This window comes from Psychrobacter sp. UBA2514 (assembly GCF_002341255.1).
Taxonomy (GTDB): Bacteria; Pseudomonadota; Gammaproteobacteria; order Pseudomonadales; family Moraxellaceae; genus Psychrobacter; species Psychrobacter pacificensis.
On sequence record NZ_DDNS01000016.1, the window covers coordinates 7,186 to 29,876 of the forward strand.

At 43.3% G+C, this 22,691-nt stretch carries 13 protein-coding genes; 7 read left to right on the forward strand and 6 right to left on the reverse strand.

Annotated features, from left to right (window positions below; all coding sequences use genetic code 11):
- Positions 1-132 precede the first annotated feature (132 nt).
- The 4 genes from glpK (at position 133) to B3V51_RS05795 (ending at position 4,753) form a co-directional block, all read left to right on the forward strand.
- Positions 133-1,743 (forward strand): glycerol kinase GlpK, encoded by a 1,611-nt coding sequence (gene glpK, locus B3V51_RS05780; RefSeq protein ID WP_071001332.1) that lies wholly within the window; start codon positions 133-135, stop codon positions 1,741-1,743.
- Between the two features lie 248 nt (positions 1,744-1,991).
- Positions 1,992-2,504, forward strand: coding sequence for a hypothetical protein (locus tag B3V51_RS05785; protein ID WP_071001334.1), 513 nt, complete (start codon positions 1,992-1,994; stop codon positions 2,502-2,504).
- Between the two features lie 299 nt (positions 2,505-2,803).
- Positions 2,804-3,823: an endonuclease/exonuclease/phosphatase family protein gene (locus B3V51_RS05790; protein ID WP_286708089.1), complete on the forward strand. Its 1,020-nt coding sequence runs from the start codon at positions 2,804-2,806 to the stop codon at positions 3,821-3,823.
- 237 nt (positions 3,824-4,060) lie between these two features.
- A complete protein-coding gene (locus tag B3V51_RS05795) occupies positions 4,061-4,753 on the forward strand; it encodes a TetR/AcrR family transcriptional regulator (RefSeq protein WP_186474735.1) in 693 nt (230 codons plus the stop codon).
- 73 nt (positions 4,754-4,826) lie between these two features.
- On the opposite strand, the gene B3V51_RS05800 is transcribed toward B3V51_RS05795, so the two are convergent.
- From B3V51_RS05800 to B3V51_RS05820, 5 genes are all read right to left on the reverse strand, one after another.
- Positions 4,827-5,612, reverse strand: a complete 786-nt coding sequence (locus B3V51_RS05800) for a hypothetical protein (protein WP_286708090.1) — start codon at positions 5,610-5,612, stop codon at positions 4,827-4,829.
- A 123-nt stretch (positions 5,613-5,735) separates the two neighbouring features.
- Complete coding sequence (locus B3V51_RS05805; RefSeq protein ID WP_286708091.1) at positions 5,736-11,072, reverse strand: hypothetical protein; 5,337 nt, start codon at positions 11,070-11,072, stop codon at positions 5,736-5,738.
- Positions 11,073-11,211: 139 nt separating this feature from the next.
- Entirely contained in the window at positions 11,212-13,317 is a 2,106-nt protein-coding gene (locus B3V51_RS05810; protein WP_286708092.1) for a beta strand repeat-containing protein, read from the reverse strand.
- A gap of 66 nt (positions 13,318-13,383) precedes the next feature.
- On the reverse strand, positions 13,384-13,848 hold the full coding sequence (locus B3V51_RS05815; protein WP_286708093.1) for a hypothetical protein: 465 nt from the start codon (positions 13,846-13,848) through the stop codon (positions 13,384-13,386).
- A gap of 249 nt (positions 13,849-14,097) precedes the next feature.
- Complete coding sequence (locus tag B3V51_RS05820; protein ID WP_286708094.1) at positions 14,098-16,080, reverse strand: hypothetical protein; 1,983 nt, start codon at positions 16,078-16,080, stop codon at positions 14,098-14,100.
- 549 nt (positions 16,081-16,629) lie between these two features.
- On the opposite strand from B3V51_RS05820, the gene aceE reads away from it, so the two are divergent.
- The gene (gene aceE, locus B3V51_RS05825; RefSeq protein WP_286708095.1) at positions 16,630-19,443 is read left to right on the forward strand and encodes a pyruvate dehydrogenase (acetyl-transferring), homodimeric type; all 2,814 of its coding nucleotides are present in this window, start codon (positions 16,630-16,632) and stop codon (positions 19,441-19,443) included.
- Between the two features lie 25 nt (positions 19,444-19,468).
- A complete protein-coding gene (locus B3V51_RS05830) occupies positions 19,469-21,166 on the forward strand; it encodes a 2-oxo acid dehydrogenase subunit E2 (protein WP_093070852.1) in 1,698 nt (565 codons plus the stop codon).
- 162 nt (positions 21,167-21,328) lie between these two features.
- Here B3V51_RS05830 and B3V51_RS05835 read toward each other — a convergent pair whose 3' ends face one another.
- A complete protein-coding gene (locus B3V51_RS05835) occupies positions 21,329-21,955 on the reverse strand; it encodes an OmpW/AlkL family protein (protein WP_071001346.1) in 627 nt (208 codons plus the stop codon).
- Between the two features lie 487 nt (positions 21,956-22,442).
- Here B3V51_RS05835 and B3V51_RS05840 point away from each other — a divergent pair, with 487 nt between their 5' ends.
- A complete protein-coding gene (locus B3V51_RS05840) occupies positions 22,443-22,670 on the forward strand; it encodes a hypothetical protein (RefSeq protein ID WP_143007428.1) in 228 nt (75 codons plus the stop codon).
- Positions 22,671-22,691: the final 21 nt, after the last annotated feature.

Below are 22,691 nucleotides of genomic sequence, written 5' to 3' on the forward strand. Positions count from 1 at the left end.
CGAATGTTCAACACGCCCTAAATAATTTGGCCAGTCATTTATAAAATATACAGTGATTGATTAACAGCAAATAATGAATAGCCACTGGTTTTTATCAAATAGAACCAACAATATCAGTAGAGGATATGCGTAATGGCAGGATATATTTTGGCGTTAGATCAAGGGACAACGTCGAGTCGAGCGATATTATACGATGATCATGCACGGCCTATTAAGATGGCACAACAGCCAACGACGCTGCAAACGCCAAAAGCGGGATTTGTTGAGCAAGACGCACAGCAAATCTGGCAAACTCAGATTAGCTGTGCGCATGATGTTATCAATCAGGCAGGGTTGCTTGCTACTGATGTCACCAGTATCGCGATTACCAATCAACGCGAGTCTATTGTCATGTGGGACAAGCAAACAGGGAAACCGCTCGCACCCGCTATCATTTGGCAAGACAGGCGCACGGCAAACTATTGCAAGACACTCGCTGCTGAAAGCGCTACCAATAGTATGGATGATAGCGTTCATCAGGGTGCTGATAGCGCCAATATGGCCGATGAGGTTCAGCGCATCACAGGTCTGCGCTTAGATCCGTACTTCAGTGCCAGTAAAATTGCTTGGCTGCTCGAAAATAATCCCAAACTCAGCGTACGTGCGAGTAAAGGTGAGATAGCAGTTGGCACCATCGATAGCTGGCTGATTTACAAGCTAACTGGCGGCGAGCATGTCATCGACGTGACCAATGCTTCTCGTACTTTGCTATTTGATATTCATAAATTGGCTTGGTCAGAGACGCTTTGCGATCGGTTTGCCATTCCTATGACTATATTGCCTAAGGTACTGCCATCTGACGGTGATTTTGGCAAAACCAAAAAAGGCCTATTTGCAAAGCAAATACCCATTCAAGCCGTGCTCGGCGATCAGCAGGCCGCGCTTTTTGGGCAAGGCTGTCTCGATGCTGGCATGGCCAAAAATACTTATGGCACAGGGTGCTTTATGCTGATGAACATTGGTCAGCAGCCAAAACTGAGCGAGCACAAGCTGCTAACCACCATCGCATGGCAGCGAAAAATATCGCCAACTCGTCCAGACAATTTATCATTTGATCAAATCTTACAGTCAGGTAAGCGAATGCTACAGCCACCCAAAAAAGAAGTTACCTATGCCTTGGAGGGTAGTGTTTTTATGGCAGGAGCTATCATCCAATGGCTACGTGACAATTTGGGTATGATTCAACAAAGTAGCGATGTTGAAGATTTAGCTCGCCAAGTAGACAGTAGCGAAGGTGTGGTGCTATTACCTGCTTTTACCGGATTGGGTGCGCCTTACTGGCGTTCTGATATCAGTGCTAGCATCACTGGTATGAGCCGCGGTACTACTAAAGCCCATATTGCCCGTGCTGCGTTGGAAGCAGTTGCCTACCAGACTTATGATGTACTCATCGCCATGCAAAAAGACAGCCCTCATCCCTTGACTGAGCTGAGAGTAGATGGCGGCGCGGCAAATAATGATTTGCTGATGCAGTTTCAGGCAGATTTGCTAGATGTTCCGGTGCTACGTCCAAGAGACACAGAGATTACGGCAAAGGGTGCAGCACTACTCGCTGGTTTAAAGACTGGGCTTTACGATGAGTCAACCATGAAAGCATCATGGCAAGTAGATCGTATTTTTGAGCCAAGTATGTCGATTGATGCTCGTGAGCAACACCTTGATAAATGGCAACGTGCCATCGCAAGGTCATTAATGCAGATATAGGGTTGATTTCTATAGTAAATTTATCAATGCTAATCTCTTATGATTACCCAAAGTATGAGCGCACCGTACATAGACGTCATAAAGATACAGGCTGTAACGCAATGTAATCGCAATACGGACACAGTTTACATAATCAGGCTATCTGTCTCTACCTATAAGTTTCTATACTTCAGTTGGATTTAGCAATATCGCTAATCTTTTAGCAAATAAATAATTCAACAAATAATAAATAATTTAGGGACAATACTATGAGTAACCATGACGCTATCGATCGCAGTGAAGTAAAAAACATGTCTAAAGAGACAAAAGAAGATTTGAATGCAGACATTATTACAGGTGAGCCAGGCTCACATCCAGTAGGTACAGGTATTGGCGGTGTAGGCGGTGCAGCAGCAGGTGCAGCCATCGGTACTATGGCAGGCCCATTAGGTACGCTCATTGGTGGTGCAATCGGTGCAGTTGTTGGTGGCGGCGCAGGTCATGCAGCAGCTGAAGCCATTGATCCAACCCATGAGGAAGCTTACTGGCGCGCAGAGTATGCCAATGCTGATTATTACAAAGAAGGTTACGAGTTTGATCGCGACCTACACCCAGCGTATGCGGTAGGCTATGCAAATCGCGCTCGCTATCCAGTAGATGCACGTTTTGAAGATCATGAAGCCGACTTAGAGCGTTCATGGAATGAAGTGAAAGGCGATTCTCGTTTGGCGTGGGATGAAGCGCGTCTAGCATCACGTGACGCATGGCATCGTGTATCGTAGTACGTGTTTTACAAGAAAGTCAGATGTTAAAAAGACTTATGAATATGACTACTGTTTACTCAATGACTTTAATAGATAGCTAACTTAGCAGACGAGCTGTCTCTTAAAAACGCTGACAATAGATTACTATTTCGTTGCTGAAAATAGATTGATTGTACGATTGGTTCTATTAATGACTTTGACCAGCAGTATGTATGTTATTTTAAAACTTCCAAAGTCAACCTTTGGGAGTTTTTTTTGGCATAAAATTTGCTATGAATCCATATGTATGAATATAATATAAGAAAAACAGGGGACTTATGACTAATAATGACGGTAGTAAACAGTTTTATATTGCCACAGCTAATTTATTGAACTTTGCTAACCCTAATCGCATTTATTATGAGAATGCCCCAGCTTATGATAATAAAGCCTATGAGCATAAGCGACGTGGTCTGACAGATCTGCTGGCTAAAGCACACGCTGATATCATTGCCGTACAAGAAGTATGGGATAGTAATGCACTAGAAGCACTAGCTGTCGCACTAGGATTCAAACCAGAGCAGGTGGTTATTCCGCTTGCAAGCAATGACACTGCAAGTCCATATACTCAAGGTAGAGGCGCACAGCATACACCAGCCGTTGGTATTATTAGTCGATTTGAGCAATTAGAGACGACCTTATTAGAAGAGATTGCACCAAAAGCTGTGATTGATATCCCCGATATCGGGCCTCATCAGCATTTTAATCGTCCACCTTTGATATTGCGTGTTGACGCATATGGTCAACCAATAACGATCATCACGGCGCATCTAAAAAGTAAACGTGCGTTTTTCTTACGTGACGAAAATGGTAACCTATTAGAAGACATGGATGATCCAAATATCCGTATTCGTGCCAAGCTTCGTAGTTTGTGCATGCGTGCTGCAGAGGCGGCATCTATTCGTATGTCGATTATTGAACGTTTGCATCACACGCGTGAGCCATTGATACTGCTTGGCGACATGAATGATGTGACTGGTAGCGTAACGACTCAGCTGATGACTGAGACTGGCGAGGTTAATTATGATAAAAGTATGCGTGATGTCGCACTTTTTGACGCCGCTCGTATTCAAGCTCGCTATGGTTGGATGAAAGATGTGGCTTACACCCATATTCATCAAGGTATGCCAGAAGTGATCGATCAGTTATTTGTTTCAGAAGAGTTCTTACCTGATAGCAAGTTTTCGCTCGGTCAGGTTGAAAGAGTTGATTATTTCAATGACCATCTTAAGTGGGATTATTCAGATAGGGTGACTGATCATGGTATTATAAGAGCGAAAATTAAACTGAATGATTAACTTCATAAAATTAGATAGTTAACTCTAGTAGAGTGTTAATCGATACATTAACTTTTAACCCATTCATGTCCCTTGCTTGATAGTGTACAAGCGTTTATGATGCCTCCTCATTGAGGTTAGTAGCGATAACGTTGGCTCTACATTTGAGCCACTCGTTGATTCTCCAGTGATTTAGGACGAATGCTACTCAATGAAGATTGTATTTATGAAATAGGACGTAACATTAAGAGATTTACAATGAGTGATAACAAAGACGAAAAAATTGAAGATGTGTTAGTAGATTCGGAGTTGGCAAAAAAACTTGTACCAAACAAGTTTAAATTTACCAGCCAACAGGGCCGCGCACGTCGTCAAAAACTTTTGGCTGGTGCCAAAAAGTTGAGTGAAACACAAGCTATTAATGATATTACTCTAGCAGCTGTGTGTGAAGAAGCAGGCATACCAAGAGCTTCTGCTTATCATTTCTTCCCTAACATTGAAGCAATATTTTTAGCATTGCGCTTTTTGAATGCGATTGAAATATTAGAGATGGTAGAAACCGTTGATATCGGCAACTACGATAGATGGCAAGGATATCTAACCGCGCTGATTGATCAGTGCGTGACGATCTTCCATAACGATGAGACCAAAGCCAAACTCATTTATGACACCAATACGCCTGATTTTGAAGGTGATGAATTTGGCGAAGATATAGACCATCAAATTGTTGACCTGGTCTATAAGCGTTTATCAGAGCGTTATGAGATGCCAAATTTTGAGGATATCCAAAACACGTTATTGATTGCTTATAGTATTGTTAATGCGATATTTACCTTGTCTTATCGTCGCCACCAGACCATTACGGATGACTATATTCAAGAAGCAAATACCGCATTTATCGCGTACTTACGCTGCTATCTACCAGAAAAACTACCACGTAAAAACCGCTAATTTTATCTATAGTAGACACAAAAAAGCCGACAAATCTGTCGGCTTTTTTATATCTGTCATCTAGTAAGGCGCTTTAATTATTAGGCGTTAGATCTTGTCCGCGGCAGATATCATCACTGGCATCTAAAGGCGCATACTGCTTGTAGTAGCTGACGATAGATTGCTCTAAAGCCACATTGGTCTGCGCATCATGGGCATTAATATAGGCTTCGCGTGCTTGCTCAAGCCAGCGGTCCGCCATACGAAAATGTATACCTGACTCGCGCCACCCTCGCTTACATTGATTGGTCGCCGCCCAAATTAATGCCACTTCACTAAATGCCATCTCACGTGGCGCTGACTCTATACCGCCACTGTCTTTTAGCGCACTCAGCGTCGCCCACATATCAGGTCGCATTAGAGCAGAGGTAGTAGGGATATCTTGCTGTAGTTTGATGCTTTGCGCTGTATCGTTCTTTAGCGATTGTAAGATAGACTCTGCCGTTTCTGCCGCAACTACGCCCGCAGCTGAGCGGTTATTCATACTGTCTTGATGGATCGCATAAGTAAGCCATGCTTGTGCTTTATAAGCAAGATACTGCTGATGAGCGGTCTTGTCTTTTTGCTGATAGGGCTGTAGTTGCTCTACCATACAGTTGAGTACACGTTGCTGCGTGCTTTGATATTTATAAGAAGGGGCTTGAGCCTGAATATCATCACGACAGTCTACAGCACTATTCGCATCAACGATTTGAGCCGTGTTGTTAGCGATGCTATCTTGTGCTGAAGCAAGGGATACGACACTCAAAAGTAACAGTGCCGAAAGTGCAGTATGTACTGGTTGTTTATAAGCAGTGGTTTTAATGGCAGCTTTAAACATGATGCAAACCTTATCTGAAGGTAATAAGTGTGGGTATTTACCATTATTAGGGCTGACTCTGCGACTCCTGTCTAATCGCTTATTATATTGCCATTAGACAGGAGTTAAGACGCTATCATTAGCTTAAAAGGTAGTCGTGTTAACTTGCGTAGAGTCACTGTTTAAACGCTTGTTCTTACGTGGGTCTTCACGCTTGAATAGATTTTCATCAAACTTAAAGCGCAATCTAAAGTAAGCCCCTTCTTGAGTACTGTCGTCATAGGCGATGTCTTCATCTTCAAAGCCCATAAAATTGTAGCCAAGTGACAACCAAAGGTTGGTCATTGGGCTATAGCCCACTTCAGCACCTAACATATAAGACAAATCATCTGCCTGCTTATTCCAGTAAGTACCCGCTTGCAAACCAACATCCCAATGTTCGCTAATATCGTACAGACCGCGACCATAAACGGCATGAGCAGTATTGTCACTGGTAATATTGTCTGCTTCATATTCTGTATACTTACCCGCATAGCGACCAGACAAGGTTAAGGCACGCGTTGGATGGTAGTTACCATTCCATGACCAGACAGTGGTGTCTTTTCGATAGGTATCATCACCCGTGTTGTTGTCATCTAAACGATACTCAAGCTTTGCAAGCATGTCTAGTTGATTGCTGTCGTAATCACGATAAGCGGCACCAAGTTGGAAACGATTAATCGTGCGATCACCATCATTATAGTCGATGCGCGAATAGGTATCTTTGGCCAATAAGGTAATCTCATCGGTATAACGATAGGCAATACCTGCGCTACCAAGTAAGGTGTCGCTTGTCTCGCCCCAACGTTTCTCAACACGTCCTGATGCTTTGTAGTTTTCTTTGGCAAGATACTCAACGCCAAAACCTGCCGCCGTGGCGGTGTTGTTATCTTCGCCTTCTAATGACTCAACGCGCTCAAACAGTGTATTAAGGGTCAAGCCTTCTTGCACGTACCATTTGTTTTTTAGACCGATAGCGGCCTCCGCTTCACGCGCACTGATTGCATCACGCATGCGGTATTCGCTATACACTTTACCGTCTTTCATATAATTGGCGTCAAAGCCAACAACGGTACGTTGACGCTCATCAGTATCATCAAGACCATAGCTACCAGACAAGCTATTGATCAAATCATGACGTGCATACAGACGACCCAAGCCACCGATTGGCATCTCACCACCGATGGACGTCGCGTTACGTGAGCTATTTTCGATATCTTGCTCATACTCTGCAAACACCAAGCTATTATTTAGCTTGGGTAGACGAGAAGTGATACGGGCACGAACCGTTGTGCCTTCGATGTCTTTGTCCGCATCACTAACGCTATTCAATGCTGACTGGTTGATAATGTCATCATTGAACAGCGTGTCATCAGTAACATCTACCACATCTGTGGCTGCTTGGTTGTTGCGTGAAGCGGCAGTGGCATCTTGTTTGTAGTAACGCACACCGATTTCACCAACGACATTTTCACTCAAGCGTTGCTCGATACTGGCTTGTACGCCTTCACGACTCGCGTCAGTAGTATGATCCTTGGTACGCACACCTTCTAATTTCAACGCTGTTTTTTTGTCGTTGAATGTATGGATGACTTCTACGCCAGACTCCGTACGTCCAGCAGTCAGTGGTGATGCACCAGTGACAAATCCTTCATCTGCATCATTGTAATAAGCCTTGGCACGCGTGTCTTTCTTATTATCAAAGTCAAGCTCGACACGTAAGGCATTGCCCTCAACATTATTATCGTCTAATTCTGTGGTGTTGATCTGATTGCTTGGCTGAAAATTAGGGTTCTCAGCTTTGTTCATCGCGTATTCAGCGATCAGCTTTAGCTTGTCGTTGAACTTGATAACGCTATTGACACTAGCCAGCTCTTCTTTGTTCAATGGGTCGTCGCTATTGATATAGCTACCACCGATAGCGACTTTATTAGTCAGTTGCTGTTTGGCAGCGATACCACCAACCAAATAGTCCTCACCACCTTCGTCCACTTCTACTGTGACACGAATGTAGATAGGATTGCCTTCGAGATCTTGACTCGCAATCGGTGATTTTAGATATAAACTGCGGCTAATCGGGTCTATCTCATAATCAGCAAAACGAGTTAGCGTCTCACGACTGATAATAAGACCAGGATTATTGGCATCACGAGTGATAACTTCGACGATTTCAGAGTTTTCTAGTACCGCGTCAAAGTTCTCCGCCAATGGGTAGGGACCTGAAATACCTAAGCCGCGAGTCTCATTAACGCGCTGGCTGGTACTGGTCTCTGCCAAAAACGCAGTCACGCGAGTATTATTATCTTCAAATTGCGCTTTTAGACCAGTCAATGTACGGTTGTACTGACCAAGCTCAATGCCTTCATCGTTGTCGATTTGGGTTTTTAGGTCGCCGTACATAGCAAACGAGCGGCCTTTGTCTAGACGCACATAGAGCTTACTGGTTGATTGGGCATCAAAGCCCTTAGCCGATGAGTCACCATAGACAGGATAATACTCGCCAGGCTCAATATCACGGAATAATCGCTCGCCTTTTTTGTCACTGTCATAAGCCAACGTCAGCAAGTAATCTCCGCGCACTTTGCCTTTCAAGAACATTGCCGCACGACCAGTGGCTGAATAATCATCATTGCCTGAGATTTCATGCAGCTCTTGCTCGAACGCGCCTTGTGCGTCTGTGATATTGCTGCCATCAAAGTCTTTGAGAGAGATAGCACCTTCGACGATACCCACAGCAATGAGTGGACGCAGCTTGGCAGTGAACTGTAGTGGAATGACTTGCTTGCTACTACCCGTATCGATGACCAGCTCACCTTTGCCTGGTGCGCTTGGCGCGATGACTGGTATTAATAGCTCACCCCCTGATACAGTAACTTGGGTACCGGCTTGATCTTGGCTGCTGTCTTTCAGATTGATACGACCGATATTAGTATCAAGTGTAAGAGAAGTAGTACCGATATAGGGGCGATTGTCGCGATCTTTTAGACTAATAACAACCTGATATTCGCTGATACCATCTGCTGGGACTAGTTGTGCTTGCGTACGATAATCAATCGCTTGCAGACTATCAGGTGTCAATACGGTGATGGTCTGCTCGGAAATAGTTTTGCCATTGATGTCAGTTGCCACACCACGTAGAGTATTGCGTCCGCGTTTTAGGTCAACCGCATAATAGTCAAAAGCCATTACATTTTGCTTTTCTTGCTCAGCAGTTTTACCGATTTGCTTCTCTGATATCGCTTTGCCATTGGCGTATAGAGTAAATATTGAACCAAGTGGTGCTTGTACCTGCACCATCTGCTTGTAAGTACTGAGCTGTTGACCTTCATTTAGGTTAATGAAGGTGACATTATTGTTAGCCACTTCTTTTAGATATTCTTCGAGCTCTTTTTCTACTGGAGGTGCAACCGTTGTCACGGCCATGTCTACACGATTGGTCGCATCCCCAATCATATCGTTGACAATAGCAGAATCACAGTTGTTACCAAGGTCTAGGTCGCCATTGATATTGCAGCCACTTGCATCGACATTATCAGTCGTGTCGGCATCGTAGTTTGGCTCTAATGTTAGCGCTGTTTTTACCGCTTGCTCTAGCGTATCATTCTTAGCACTCACTGATTTGCTACGAGCGATTAGCTCGGCGTTCAGACGCTCAGTACTATCGCCCATGCCGCCCACAATCGCAAAATCTGCACGATGTAGCTCGCCATATTTTAGGTCAACGAAACGGCTGCCAGCATCACCCGCATTACGGTTGCTTTGGGTGAGCAGCTCTGTTTCTCTAGGGATCGTAGTGCTATCTACTTTTAGTACGTGTGTTTTGGCACTGACCCCATAAAAGTTGTACTTACCTTCAGGATCAGTAACGATGAAGTTGCCGTTCTCCATATAAATACGGACACCAGCAACCCCAAGCTCGCCGTCTTCTTTTTGCTGGATACCATCGCGGTTGATATCGTGATAGACCTTACCAATGATGATACCGTCAGTATTCATGACGCCGCGTTCTACGTCGATTTTCCACTGTGCTTCTCTTGATACTAAGCTTTGGCCTTGCTCATTGTTAGCAACTGCGATTGCGCGGTTGATACCATCACCACCTAGTGATGAAGCACCGACAAGCACACGATAAGTAATTTTTTTACTTTCGCCATTTGCCATGTTTCCTAAGTTCAATACCTGATATTTACCATCAGCTTTAAACTCGGTGGTCTGTGCTTGATTGATATCAATATCAGTCGTTGGACTAACACGTACACTATTCTCAACGTAGTCAAAACCACGTGGTAAGGCATCTTTTAGCTGTACATCGTAAGCAGTAGCGTTACCATTGTTCGTGATATTGATGGTGTAGCTGACATAATCGCCGAGTTCAGCACTTTTTACGTCACTTTCCTTTGTGACAACTAAAGCTGGGTTGTCATCGACGATATTAATTTGTGAGCTCAGGTCACTGATACGCACGGTGAAGTCAGACGCGTTCGGCAGTTCATCAGCACCAGTACCAACCGAAGGGGCGATACAAGCATCTAAACTGACAGTCAATGTGTCGTTGTTCAACGTTTGGATAAGCTTATCGTCAATAGCGTTAGCGTTATTTTGAGTGGCTGCTGATAGCTGATATTTACCTGTGTTATTACCGGTTTCTATAGCTTTAAGTGAATAGCTATCTCCAGTTTTTGGTGATTTGATGGTTACCCATACTTGATCAGGCTTGTCAGTTTGTACATTACATTGCGCATAGCTGGCACTGACATAAACGTCATCATTAATTTGTGAAATCGTTTTGCTTTCATCAAATTTAGGGGTGGTGAATTTGATACCAGATTCGATAATGACTAAACTATCGGTCGCACTCACGCTAGTCACTGACGGGTCTTCTAAGACAACTGCACCAATCTTAATGTCAGCCGTATCTCCATCCTTACCATTAGCATCTGATAGAGCTTGCACAATAAACTGAATGTTTTCACTCTGACCAAGCTTGATTTGGGCACTCATGTTATCAAGAATCAGTTGTGTATCACCACTATCGACAATGCCGTTTTTATTCAAGTCTTGATAAACTTTCAAATTAGATAGAGTTGGCGATACATCAAGCGTCAGCTCAACAGTCTGATCACTATAGCTAGTATTACTAAGAACATTAACCCAATTCACCAGTGTGTTGGGTGCAACAGTACGCACAGGTTGCTGAGTTAAGTTAATACCATATTCAGATAAGGCAGAGGCTTTGATTTGAACTTGGTTTGAAATGCTATTTTGTTTGATAGAATTGACGTCATAAGAAGCATTAGCGATATTGTTGATAGTTTGTACGAGAGTGGTGGGCGCAGCAAACGCCATATTTGATTGCATAAGCAACATTGCAGCCGTCAGCGCAGAGATCTTCGCTGTATGCAACGTAATACGATTAGACGGTGTCATTAAAGATTTAGTCATATGTCGCTTATCCAATAAAACATAAAAGGGTCGGATAGTAATTCTCCAGCTTGGCTCATCAAAATCAATTAGGTCAAGCTGGAGCGTTAGTCTATAAGCGTCTTGTGAAGCTTATAGACTTTAAAATGTTAAATATCAATTAACGAGCGTTTTTAATTTTGATTTTAAAAGTCAAGGTGCCAACGCCCTGAGGAACTAGGGTATAGTTAGTACCAAGAACTGCAGTACTGGTAGTACTAGCTATGCCTGCAGTAGATGAGGCAGTCGCAGAAGTAGCAGGTGAACCAGCTACTAAATCCGCACCAGCTGAAAAGTTAGACAACAAATCCGAAATGGTTAAATCGTTAAGATTAAAACCTAACGCTGCTGAAGAAGTATTAGTCGCCTGAATACGATAGATAACACACTGATCAGGTTTCGCATCGATCGCAGTCTGAATAAAGGTACTTGCAGCAACCGTACTTGAACAAGTCGCATCTAATGCTTGAGACTTCACTAAAGTTAAGCCTCTAACGTTAGTCGTATCAGTCACTGTAGTAGCAGCAGGTGCATTAATACCAGCAGGTGTTAGTGTTACAACAGAAGTTTCAGTGCTACCAACAGCTGCAGCATCAGCAACAGTTGCAGGAGCAGCTACATTGCCCGACGACACTTTGTAGTTGATTGCTAATGTGCCACCAGGTGCAATACCATTTGGAAATTGAGCGGTTGGTAGTGTAGTGCCATTAAGAGTATATGTATTACCACCAGCAACGGTAGGTTGCAGCGTTATAGTAACCGGAGCACCATTACCAGGCGGCGTATAAGTAGCACTAACAGGACCAGTAACAGGTCTGACAGCCCCATTATTGCCACCATCAGCAATAGTGAAAGTCAATGGGTTAGCATTGGTACCTTCACCATCTTGACCGCTGTTAGTAATGAGAGTTGAATGAGTCGCTTGACTAGCAGTACCTGAGGCAGGGGGAATTTCTCTAGTCGTTGGATTGCTCACCACAACCGCTCGTCTGGTAAAGCTAGTCACACCAGGAGTATCTATACCAGCGCCGTTACCTTCACCCGCCTCATCAGGTATTCTAGTAACACCTACAGTGCCATCTGTACTATCGAAAATATCATAGTCAGTACCAAGTACAGGATTAGCAGGTAGCGGGCTAACCGGACCGACAAACTTATCGTAGACTTCTGCGTTGTTAGTTACTGAACTATTAGCAGATGTAAACTGATCTCTATCGACGTTAACCGTGAAAGTAATCGTGCGACTTGCGCCAACAGCTAAGTTCGCTACGGCAACATCAATAGCTTGTCGACCACCGATAGTGGAAATCGTCGCGGTACCAGCACCACCAGTTACGGTCACGTCTGAGGCTGTGCCATTAGGCAAACTCAAACCTACAGGAAGGACATCTCTGATAACAAAATCAGTTGCAGCAGCACTATAGTCAGTAGTCGCGTTAGTGACTACGATACTATAAGCAATCTGTGGGTTGGCGACTGTCAAATCGACAGTACTGGTCGCTGTTTTTACAATTTTAAAGGTAGGCAATCTCACGATAGTTTGGTTTTCGTTTACCAATGTCGCACCAGGTGCATTATTAGCAGTAAAGAAAGTACTGGTCGCTGTTAATGTGCCTACACCTTTGTCATTACCGTTACGATTGTCTGGCGTAGCTGCTTCGTAGCTTAAGTTAGCTCTAGTACCTGGCTGTAGTCTAATAGTACCGCCATTAGTTAGGGTACCTGTCTGTGCTTGAGTTCCTAAAGCGGTGACTTGAGCAGAAGTTAGAGGAGTGCCATCTGCTTGTACAATAGTAAACGTAACAGGCGCAGTACCTAAAGGGTAGTCTGGAGTAGCCGTTACTAGTGATGAGTCATTACCTGTGGTGTTAATGGTATAAGTATCCGTCACGTTACCCGTGTTGGTTAAATTATGAGTAAAGGTAGTTGTACCACCTGGCGTAGCAGTCTGATTGATAGCAGTATCGTCACCAATACTACCATCATCAACAGTCGATGTAAGTGCAAAGTTAGCCGTTTCGCTAACGTTAACGGTTACTGTGTTAGAGGTTACAGATGGCTGACTGACGCCAGCAATACTGTAGCTTGCAGTTGCTACGTTATTAATTGGCGCAGCGCCTGCTGTTACAGCGTTAGCTGGGGTCGCTGCATTAGCGCCAGTAGACACACCCATTACTGCGGCGACGCCGACAGCTAGCAGGCTATAGTTAAAAGTGGTTGATTTCATATAATGCTCCAGAGTTAAGATTAAAAATTGAAACGTTAAAAGCGTGAAGGTTTAATGTCTATTGAATTAATTAACGGTGGTATTGAGAGCAACAGCTGCTGACTTTTTAGCTGGCAATAACTTAATATTCCAACGCAGAGTGCGGTATTCAGAATATGGAATCTTGACCATTTTGCCATCGACTTTACGCATAAGTGGCATATCAGCATAGTTTTTGCCATCGATACTGGCTTGCGCACTTGCAGGCATCGCATCGCCAGTAAATGTCATATTGGCAGGGATAGGCAGTGTCACCATTAAATCGTTAATATCTTTATTGATGGTATTGGTATAATTCGCTTTATACTGAATCACAGTACCTGCCGGTGCGGTGCGTACTGGCGTATAGACTGTTTTACCTTCCGCATTCTTTATGACTTGATTGGCTGTTAGTTCCATTTTTAGAGCATCATCAGCATGTGCTACATTTAGTAAAGAGCTAAAAGCTATAGTAGCTAATAGAACATTGCGTAGAATCTTGAAACGTTTCATATAAAATCCTTTCTTATACCGTTACTATCATTGGGATACTAATGCTTTGGGCTGCCGTGAAACTGTCTATCATTTGCTATCAGGGTCGTCTGTAAAAAGCACACATTCCCCTTTAAGCTATTGTAACGTAATCGATACAAGTATCAATTATAAAGATGACAAATGGTATTTCAAGATGACCAAACGGTAAAAGCCCTGTCTAAGAAGACAGGGCTTGATTAAGTACTCAGTAATTCGATACACAGGTGTTTAGTTACTAATGGTAGTACCATATTTAGTATTAAAACGAATGGCCTGACGGCGAGTGGCTGTAGTAGCACCTAAGGAAAAAGTATTGGTGATCACTGTACCGTTGTTACCAATAGATACTGAGTTTGTTGCAAATGATGGAGTGCCATTATTTTCACCAATAGGTATTGGATTAGCTAAGGTAGAGGTAATTAGCGAATTATTAGAGTCGTTTTTACTCTGTAGCTTATCCTTGATAACAATATCTGTCAGAGAAACATTACCTCGATTGATAGCTTCAATTCTATAAGCGATACATTGTCCTGGCACTATGCCAGATATTGGTTTTATACTATACGCGCTGCTAGCACTACCTTCATAATTAACACCAATTGTGGCAAGGTTATTTAGACTACAGTCATGGACATACTGACTTTTGATCAATACCAATGCAGCATTTTCTTGAATAACATCACCGAAATCATTGCTAGGATAGTTGTACTGACTATTAATGATGTTTATTTGTCGCACATCGCTTGTCGTGTCTACAGAATAGGTATAATTACTAGGTTCATTCTGCGTGACACAGAGTCTTGTGTAACTACCTACTTGTGCTGGCGTCAAGCTAAAACTATAGGTTCCATCATTACCAATGTTTACCGTCTGAGGTGAAAACGTCCCACTATCACCGGCACATTTATTCAAAGTAATGGTGTGACCGGTGGTAAAAGGGATACCAGATTCGGTTGGTGAATCGTACTTACCGTTGAAGTAAAAAACATTATTTAGATATTTATCTGATACATCGTCTTTATTTGGGCTTGCAACGTTACCGTTATCGTTAAATACGGTGCCTGAGAATACGTAGTTTGCACTATTAGTGATAGTACATGTAATTTCATCACCATAAGTAACATTACTAAGGGTGAATGAACGCGTTTTAGTAGTAGGGTTATAGCTCATTGCAGTCGTAGGCATTACTGTTGTACTACCTGTTGTGGCATTACTACAAACGTAAGTCGCATTGTAGTTAGCTATATCACCTAGGGTCGTACCATTCATCACGCGCTCAGTAATAGTATAATTTGTGCTCTCTGCTAGGGTAATCGTTGCACTGGTTCCGTTCGTGATTGTTGAGCCTGTACCAGTAGTGGTAAAACTATTTGTAGCTATTGATCCACCACTAACGGCGATCTCAAACTGATCGTTAGTATTGACACGTGTACCACTCAACGCTTTTTTTACAATGAGTTTGGGCGGCGCGAGGCAAAAGTAGAAATCGGAATAGCCTACTAAATGATCACCAGTTGACGTTGTCGTGGAGGCACCAGAGTATGGATTACCATGTGTGGTTACAAATGGCGTATTTGCTGATTGGGCTCCCCATTCAATATTAAAATTACATGGACTACTAGGACTACAGTTTGCCCACTGGTTTGCAGTAATCGTTTTATTCGAATTGGATACAGTAAAGTTGTTAGCGAAATTGCTAAAAGAACCACCTGTAGTAACAATTGATACCGACTCAGTGTATCTTCCAGCAGCATTTGCATCTAAGTCTTGAACGACAAAACCGTATTTTGTAACGGGTTTATTAATAGTGGCCGTCAACCTGTGATTCACATCAATTTTTTCGCTGCCATGACGCATGTTAAGAGCATTGGTAGTAACACCAGCAAAACTGCTAACTTCTGGATAGCCAGTTCTAATAAAGTTGATATCGGAAAAAGATAAGACGAGTTTAAGACCACTGTCAAAGCTATAAGTGGTACTAGAGTTGCCTGCTGCTGACCAACTCAATGTGGCCTTAGGCGCTGTTGTAGTACTCTTAGAGCCTAAGTAATACATAGCATGTCCACTTGGACATACAGGATCAGCTTCAGCAAAAGCTACATTGCTAATCAAAAACATAGGAATAGCAGCTAACAATGTCATTATCTGACATATATATCTATTGAATAAATGCTTTTTCGTTGAATTCAAAAGTCGCTCTACCTTTTGCATCTCAATATTCCTATGTATTAAAGCCTAATGTAAACGTTTATTTACCAAAAAAAATCTTGTTATACATATTTTGTATTTTAAGTAATATTTTTGTAAAAATCATATTAAATAGATGAATGGCATTTTTGTCATGACCAGTTACCCTATGTTGCAAGATTAACCAGTCATATTCCATAAAGCTATCAATTAATAATATTTACCTAATAACTAATCATTATTTATTTAAAAAATACTTGTTATTCCATCATTTCTCTACAGCCATAAACAACTGAACTGTAAACGCTTATAATGGAATGTCATAGTAATTAACGTTTGAATAGACAGTTATAGCATTATAACGGCTTGGCGGATGTGTTGATTTGACGCATATGTCAATTCTCAGTGGCACTATTTTGTATAATCTAGCTGTATCTCACCGTATGAAACAAAGGAATGCTTGGACATATCAAGGAAGTCATAAGTAAACCGATATCTCATTTCACACCAGTATTTAACAAAGCCTTACCGTCTAGATGGGTAGGTATGACTGATATAAAAGGATCGACAACAATGAATTATTACAAGGATGCTGATAGCACCGAGACCAAAGAGTGGCTACAAGCCTTTGAGTCTGTTCTCAAACATGCAGATAAGGATCGCGCGCAGTTTTTACTAAAAGCCTTATACAATATGGCGGTGCAAGAAGGCCTGCCATTCAACCGCCTTGATACTGCTTATATCAATACCATCGCAGTCGAGGACGAGCCGATGTATCCTGGCGACTTGACCATTGAGCGTAAGATCCGTGCGCTGATTCGCTACAACGCGCTGGCGATGGTGATGCGTGCCAACAAAAACGATGATGATCTAGGTGGCCATTTGGCGACATTTGCCTCTAGTGCCACGCTGTATGAGACAGGATTCAACCATTTTTTCCGTGCGGCAAGCGATCACTTCGGTGGGGACATGATTTATTATCAAGGTCACTCAGCGCCAGGTATCTATGCACGTTCTTATTTAGAAGGTCGTCTAACCGAAGATCAGCTTGATAACTTCCGCCGTGAAGTGGGTGGTAAAGGCTTATCAAGCTACCCTCATCCATATTTGATGCCTGACTATTGGCAGTTCCCAACGGTATCAATGGGCTTAGGTCCGATCATGTCGATCTATCATGCTCACGTGCATCGTTACATGGAAAACCGTGGCTTGCTCGAAAAAGAAGGCCGTAAAATTTGGGCATTCTTAGGTGATGGTGAGACGGATGAGCCAGAAAGCTTGGGCGCAATCTCTCTTGCTGGTCGTGAGAAGCTGGACAATCTAATTTGGGTTGTTAACTGTAATCTACAGCGTCTTGATGGCCCAGTCCGTGGTAATGGCAAAATTATTCAAGAGCTAGAGTCGGTATTTCGCGGTGCTGGCTGGCGTGTGATTAAAGTCATTTGGGGTGGTAAATGGGATAGCCTGCTTGCCAATGATGATACTGGCGTACTCAAACATCGTATGGAAGAAGTGGTCGATGGTGAATACCAGCTATATGAAGCGCGTACGCCTGAATTTACTCGCAAAGAATTCTTTGGTAAATATCCTGAATTAAAAGAAATGGCAGATGCATTGACTGATAAAGACATTGCACGCCTAAACCGTGGTGGTCATGACCCAATGAAGGTCTATGCTGCGTTTAGCGAAGCGATGAAAACCAAAGGTCAGCCAACGGTCGTACTGGTCAAAACTGTCAAAGGCTATGGTTTGTCCAGCACAACACAAGCGGTCAATAAATCGCATCAAATCAAGAAGCTTGATCAAGAGGCGCTTGTTTATTTCCGTGATCGCTTTGATTTGCCATTTACCGATGAGCAATTAGAGACTCTACCATTCTACCGTCCTGAAGAAGGTTCGGCAGAGATGAAGTATCTAAAAGGTCGCCGTGAAGCATTGGGTGGTCATCTGCCAAACCGCCGTAGTGGCCATATTCCGCTGAACATCCCTGAGCTGTCGATATTTGATCGCGTATTAAAGGGTAGTAACGGCAAAGAACAATCAACGACGATGGTATTTGTACGTCTGTTATCAGCCATGCTGAAAAACAAAGACATTCAAGATCGCGTGGTACCAATCGTACCAGACGAAGCGCGTACCTTTGGTTTAGAAGGTATGTTCCGTCAATTGGGTATTTACTCTGCGGTCGGACAAAAATACATGCCTGAAGATAGCGAAGCATTGATGGGCTATAAAGAAGCCATCGATGGCCATATGTTAGAAGAAGGTATCAACGAAGCGGGTGCGATGAGTACATGGATTGCCTTGGCAACCAGTTACTCTGTGAACGCGCTACCAATGATTCCGATGTACATCTATTACTCGATGTTTGGCTTCCAGCGCATAGGTGACTTGGCGTGGGCGGCAGGTGACTGTCAGGCACAAGGCTTCTTATTAGGGGCTACTGCGGGTCGTACGACTTTGAATGGTGAAGGCTTACAGCATCAAGATGGCCATTCGCAGATTTTGTTTAACACCGTACCGAACTGCGTGAGCTATGACCCTTGCTATGGTTATGAGTTGGCGGTCATCATGCATGATGGCCTACGCCGGATGTACGGAGAAGGCGAGCGCGTTTATTATTACCTAACGCTAATGAACGAAAACTACGACCAGCCTGCCATGCCAGGAGGAAGCGAGGAAGGTATCAAGCGCGGTATGTATTTACTTGAAGACAACGGCTCAACTCAGGTACAGCTATTGGGTTCAGGCGTGATTCTACGTGAAGTACAAAAAGCGGCTCAGATCCTAAAAGATGAGTTCAATATCACATCAAACGTTTGGAGTGTCACCAGCTTCAACGAGTTGACTCGTGATGGTATGGTTTGTGACGACTACAACCGTCTACATCCAATGGATGAAGAAAAAGTGCCATGGGTTACTGAGCAATTAGCACCGCACGAAGGCATCGTAGTTGCAGCCACTGACTACATGCGTAACTACTCAGAGCAAATTCGTGCTTGGTTACCAGACAACCGTCCTTATACCACGCTTGGCACAGATGGTTATGGCCGCTCTGATACTCGCGAGAACCTACGCAGCTTCTTTAACGTTGATGCGGCTCATATCGTTGTCGCCACGCTTAAGCGCTTAGCGGATGAGGGTGAAGTCGAGATGCGTTTGGTAAAAGATGCGATTTCAAGCTTAGGCATCGATGCGGATCAGCCACCTGCATGGCACCAACAGTCTTATTATGATCATTCTCCAGATGCACCTGCACCAGGCAAAGTCAACCCAAGTCCTGTGCCTGAGTTCGTTGCTGAAGACGATGAAGATATCAGCAATGAAGGCCGCGCCGAAGATCAAGCAGATGCGCCCTTGCTCAATGACGGTGATGTCAAAGAATAATAATCATAAGACTAGGAGATAAAACATGGACATTAAAGCCCCCGATTTGGGTGTCGATAGTGCTGAAGTCAGCGAAATTATGGTAGCAGTGGGTGATGTCATCGCAAAAGATGACAACATCGTTTTGTTAGAGTCTGACAAAGCGTCAGTTGAAGTACCAAGCTCTGCTGCTGGTAAAGTCACCAAAATCAATGTCGCCATCGGCGATCAAGTCAGCGAAGGCATGGTATTGATCGAAGTAGAGAGTGCTGACGCAAGCGATGATAATGACGATACTGCCGAAGAAGTAACTGATTCAGAACAAGCAGACGATAATAATGAAGACGCACCTGTTGAAGATGATGCAGATGCAGAAGAAGCGACTGATGATGCTGGCGAAGGCGCATCGACTACCCATGCACTGCCAGATATAGGCGTTGATGAAGCGCAAGTGGCTGAGATTATGGTGAGTGTAGGCGACACGGTCAGTGCCGATGAGTCTATCCTACTGATTGAGTCAGACAAAGCCTCAGTCGAAGTGCCTGCACCAGAAGCAGGCGTAGTTGAAAAAATCTTGGTTAATGCTGGTGACACTGTTGCCAACGGTCAAGACTTTATCGTTATTAAAGCGGCAGGTACTCCTAAGGCAAAACCGAAAGCAGATACTGCTAAAACTGAAGATAAAGCGGACAAGCCTGCACCGAAAACTGAAAGCAAGTCACAGCCAGCCCCAACAGGCGAGCCAGAGCAAGCGCCTGCACCGACCTCAACTGCTGCACCTGCGGGCAAAAAATTGAGCGAAGCGGAAGTCAATGAAAAGTTGGTTGATGTATATGCAGGTCCTGCTGTACGTAAATTGGCTCGTCAGCTTGGCGTCGATATCACACAGGTAAAGGGTTCAGCACTAAACGATCGCATTCTAAAAGAAGATCTGTTTGCGCATGTTAAAAACCGTTTGACCACCCAACAAGCCGCACCAGCTGCTCAGGGTGCTGTTAGCTCAGGTCTGCCAAAACTACCTGATATGAGCAATGTTGAAATCTGGGGCGAAACAGAAACCCAAGATTTAAGCCGCTTGCAAAAAGTGTCAATCCCGCAGCTGAACTACAATACCTATCTACCGCAAGTGACACAGTTTGATTTGTCTGATATCACCGAAACTGAAAAACTACGCGGTGAGCTAAAGGGTGACATGAAGGCGCAAGGTATTGGCCTGACTATTTTGGCCTTTATTGTTAAAGCAACTGCTTACGCCTTGACTCAGCATCCACGTTTCAACAGTCATTTGAGCGACGATAATACACAAATTATCTTACGTAAGAGTGTCAACATGGGTATTGCGGTTGCGACTGATGACGGCCTAGTGGTTCCTGTGATTAAAAATGCACAGGACAAAGGCATCAAGCAGATCGCGATTGAAATTGGTGAGCTTGCAGGCAAAGCCCGTGATAAAAAGCTCACTACTAAAGATATGCAAGGTGCCAGCTTTACCATATCAAGCCAAGGTATCTTGGGCGGTACATCATTCACGCCACTGGTCAACTGGCCACAAGTAGGCATCTTGGGCGCATCAGAAGCGACCATGCAGCCAGTTTGGAATGACGCTAAGCAAACTTTTGAGCCGCGCTTGATGCTGCCATTATCATTGTCTTATGACCACCGCGTCATCAATGGTGCGGATGCAGCGGTATTCACTCGCTATGTTGCTACATTGCTTGCTGATCCACGCCGTATTTTGCTATAGCTGATACGCTACTTTAAAAACTAAAACCAAAAAAAGACTGCCTAAGGGTGGTCTTTTTTTTGAGCAGTACTGTATTAGATATGAGTAACTATCAGCCAAAAAAAAGCCAGCATCAGCGCTGGCTTTTTATACTTAGATCATCGAGTTTAATACGATTTGTGATTAAAACTGTTTAACAAATGCAATGCCATATGCCCAAGGGCTGATATCGATTTCACCGATGTCACCGCCATCTAAAGTAGCATCTGTTTTGATGTCCATATAGCGTGCATCGATACGGAAAGCTTCAGTTGGAGCGAAAGGAATGTCTAAACCGACATGACCAGCCACACCAACACTATCATCAAGATCTAAATCACCACCAGTAGAGATTCTTTCTTTAAAAAAGGTCGTATAGTTCACGCCAACACCAACGAATGGCTTGATATTCATTGGCATGTTGTCAGAGTCAAAGTGATATTGCACAGAAAGAGTTGGTGGTAAATGTTGGGTTTTACCTGTTAAAACTTGTGTGCCATCCGCACTGTTTAGATCAAAATCATGATGAAATGGAAGTGCTGCGAGTAGCTCAACACCGACATTGTTGGCAATGAAATACTCACCACTAATAGTTGGCTGTATATCGCCGTCAACATCAACAGACAAACCATTATCTAGAGTGCCATTATCACTTTTAGGGTCAACATAATGTGCACCAGCCGCAATAGACCAAGTGCCAGAAGGTACGGCAAAAGCAGTGGTCATGGTAAGGGCAGTGGCAGCGGCTAAAACTAGGGATTGTAGTTTCATGATTTGGTTCCTTAATATATTAAAAGGTTATCAGTGCTAATGAGGGATGACATTGCACACTGATACATAATGTTATAATGGATGATAAAGCGGTAACATTATGACTCCATTATAGTATAAAACCACAATTACTGTAAGGTTTTAATTGTGCTTTACTAAGTTTTATTTAATTATTTATAGTAAAGGCGATAACGGTATAATTATTTTGATTATTTAAAAAAATTGATTATTGTGAGGTAGGGTATAAGCCTGTTGTGATACTCTGAAAATAGGTAGATAAGAATTATAGTCAATCCATTAAAAAAGCGTTACAGCGTTAACCTCGCTTGAAGTATGACGTATACATCTGCACTCGGTTGCCTTGTACCACTCTTAAATTGGATCAACTATATATTGATTATTGCTAATGTCTAAACGGTAGAATTGGAAATAAATGGTGACGGCTTACTGAATTGATATTCATGATTTGATAAAAGGCGTACGTATTATGCTTGGTTATTGTAGCAACTCCCCACTACGTTGTAAGAACGCCCGTTCTACCAACATATTGAATCAGGTAGATTCTTGTTGCCCTGAGTGCCATTTATTTTTAGTACCTGCTCAAGACATCAGCCAGCAATTGCCCGCTGATGAGCAGTTTTTACGATTATCAGTAGTAGGCACCGCATTGGTGCTATTAATAGCAGTCTATCTTTATTATCTACATGGGACATAATATAGTCGAACCACTATTAAA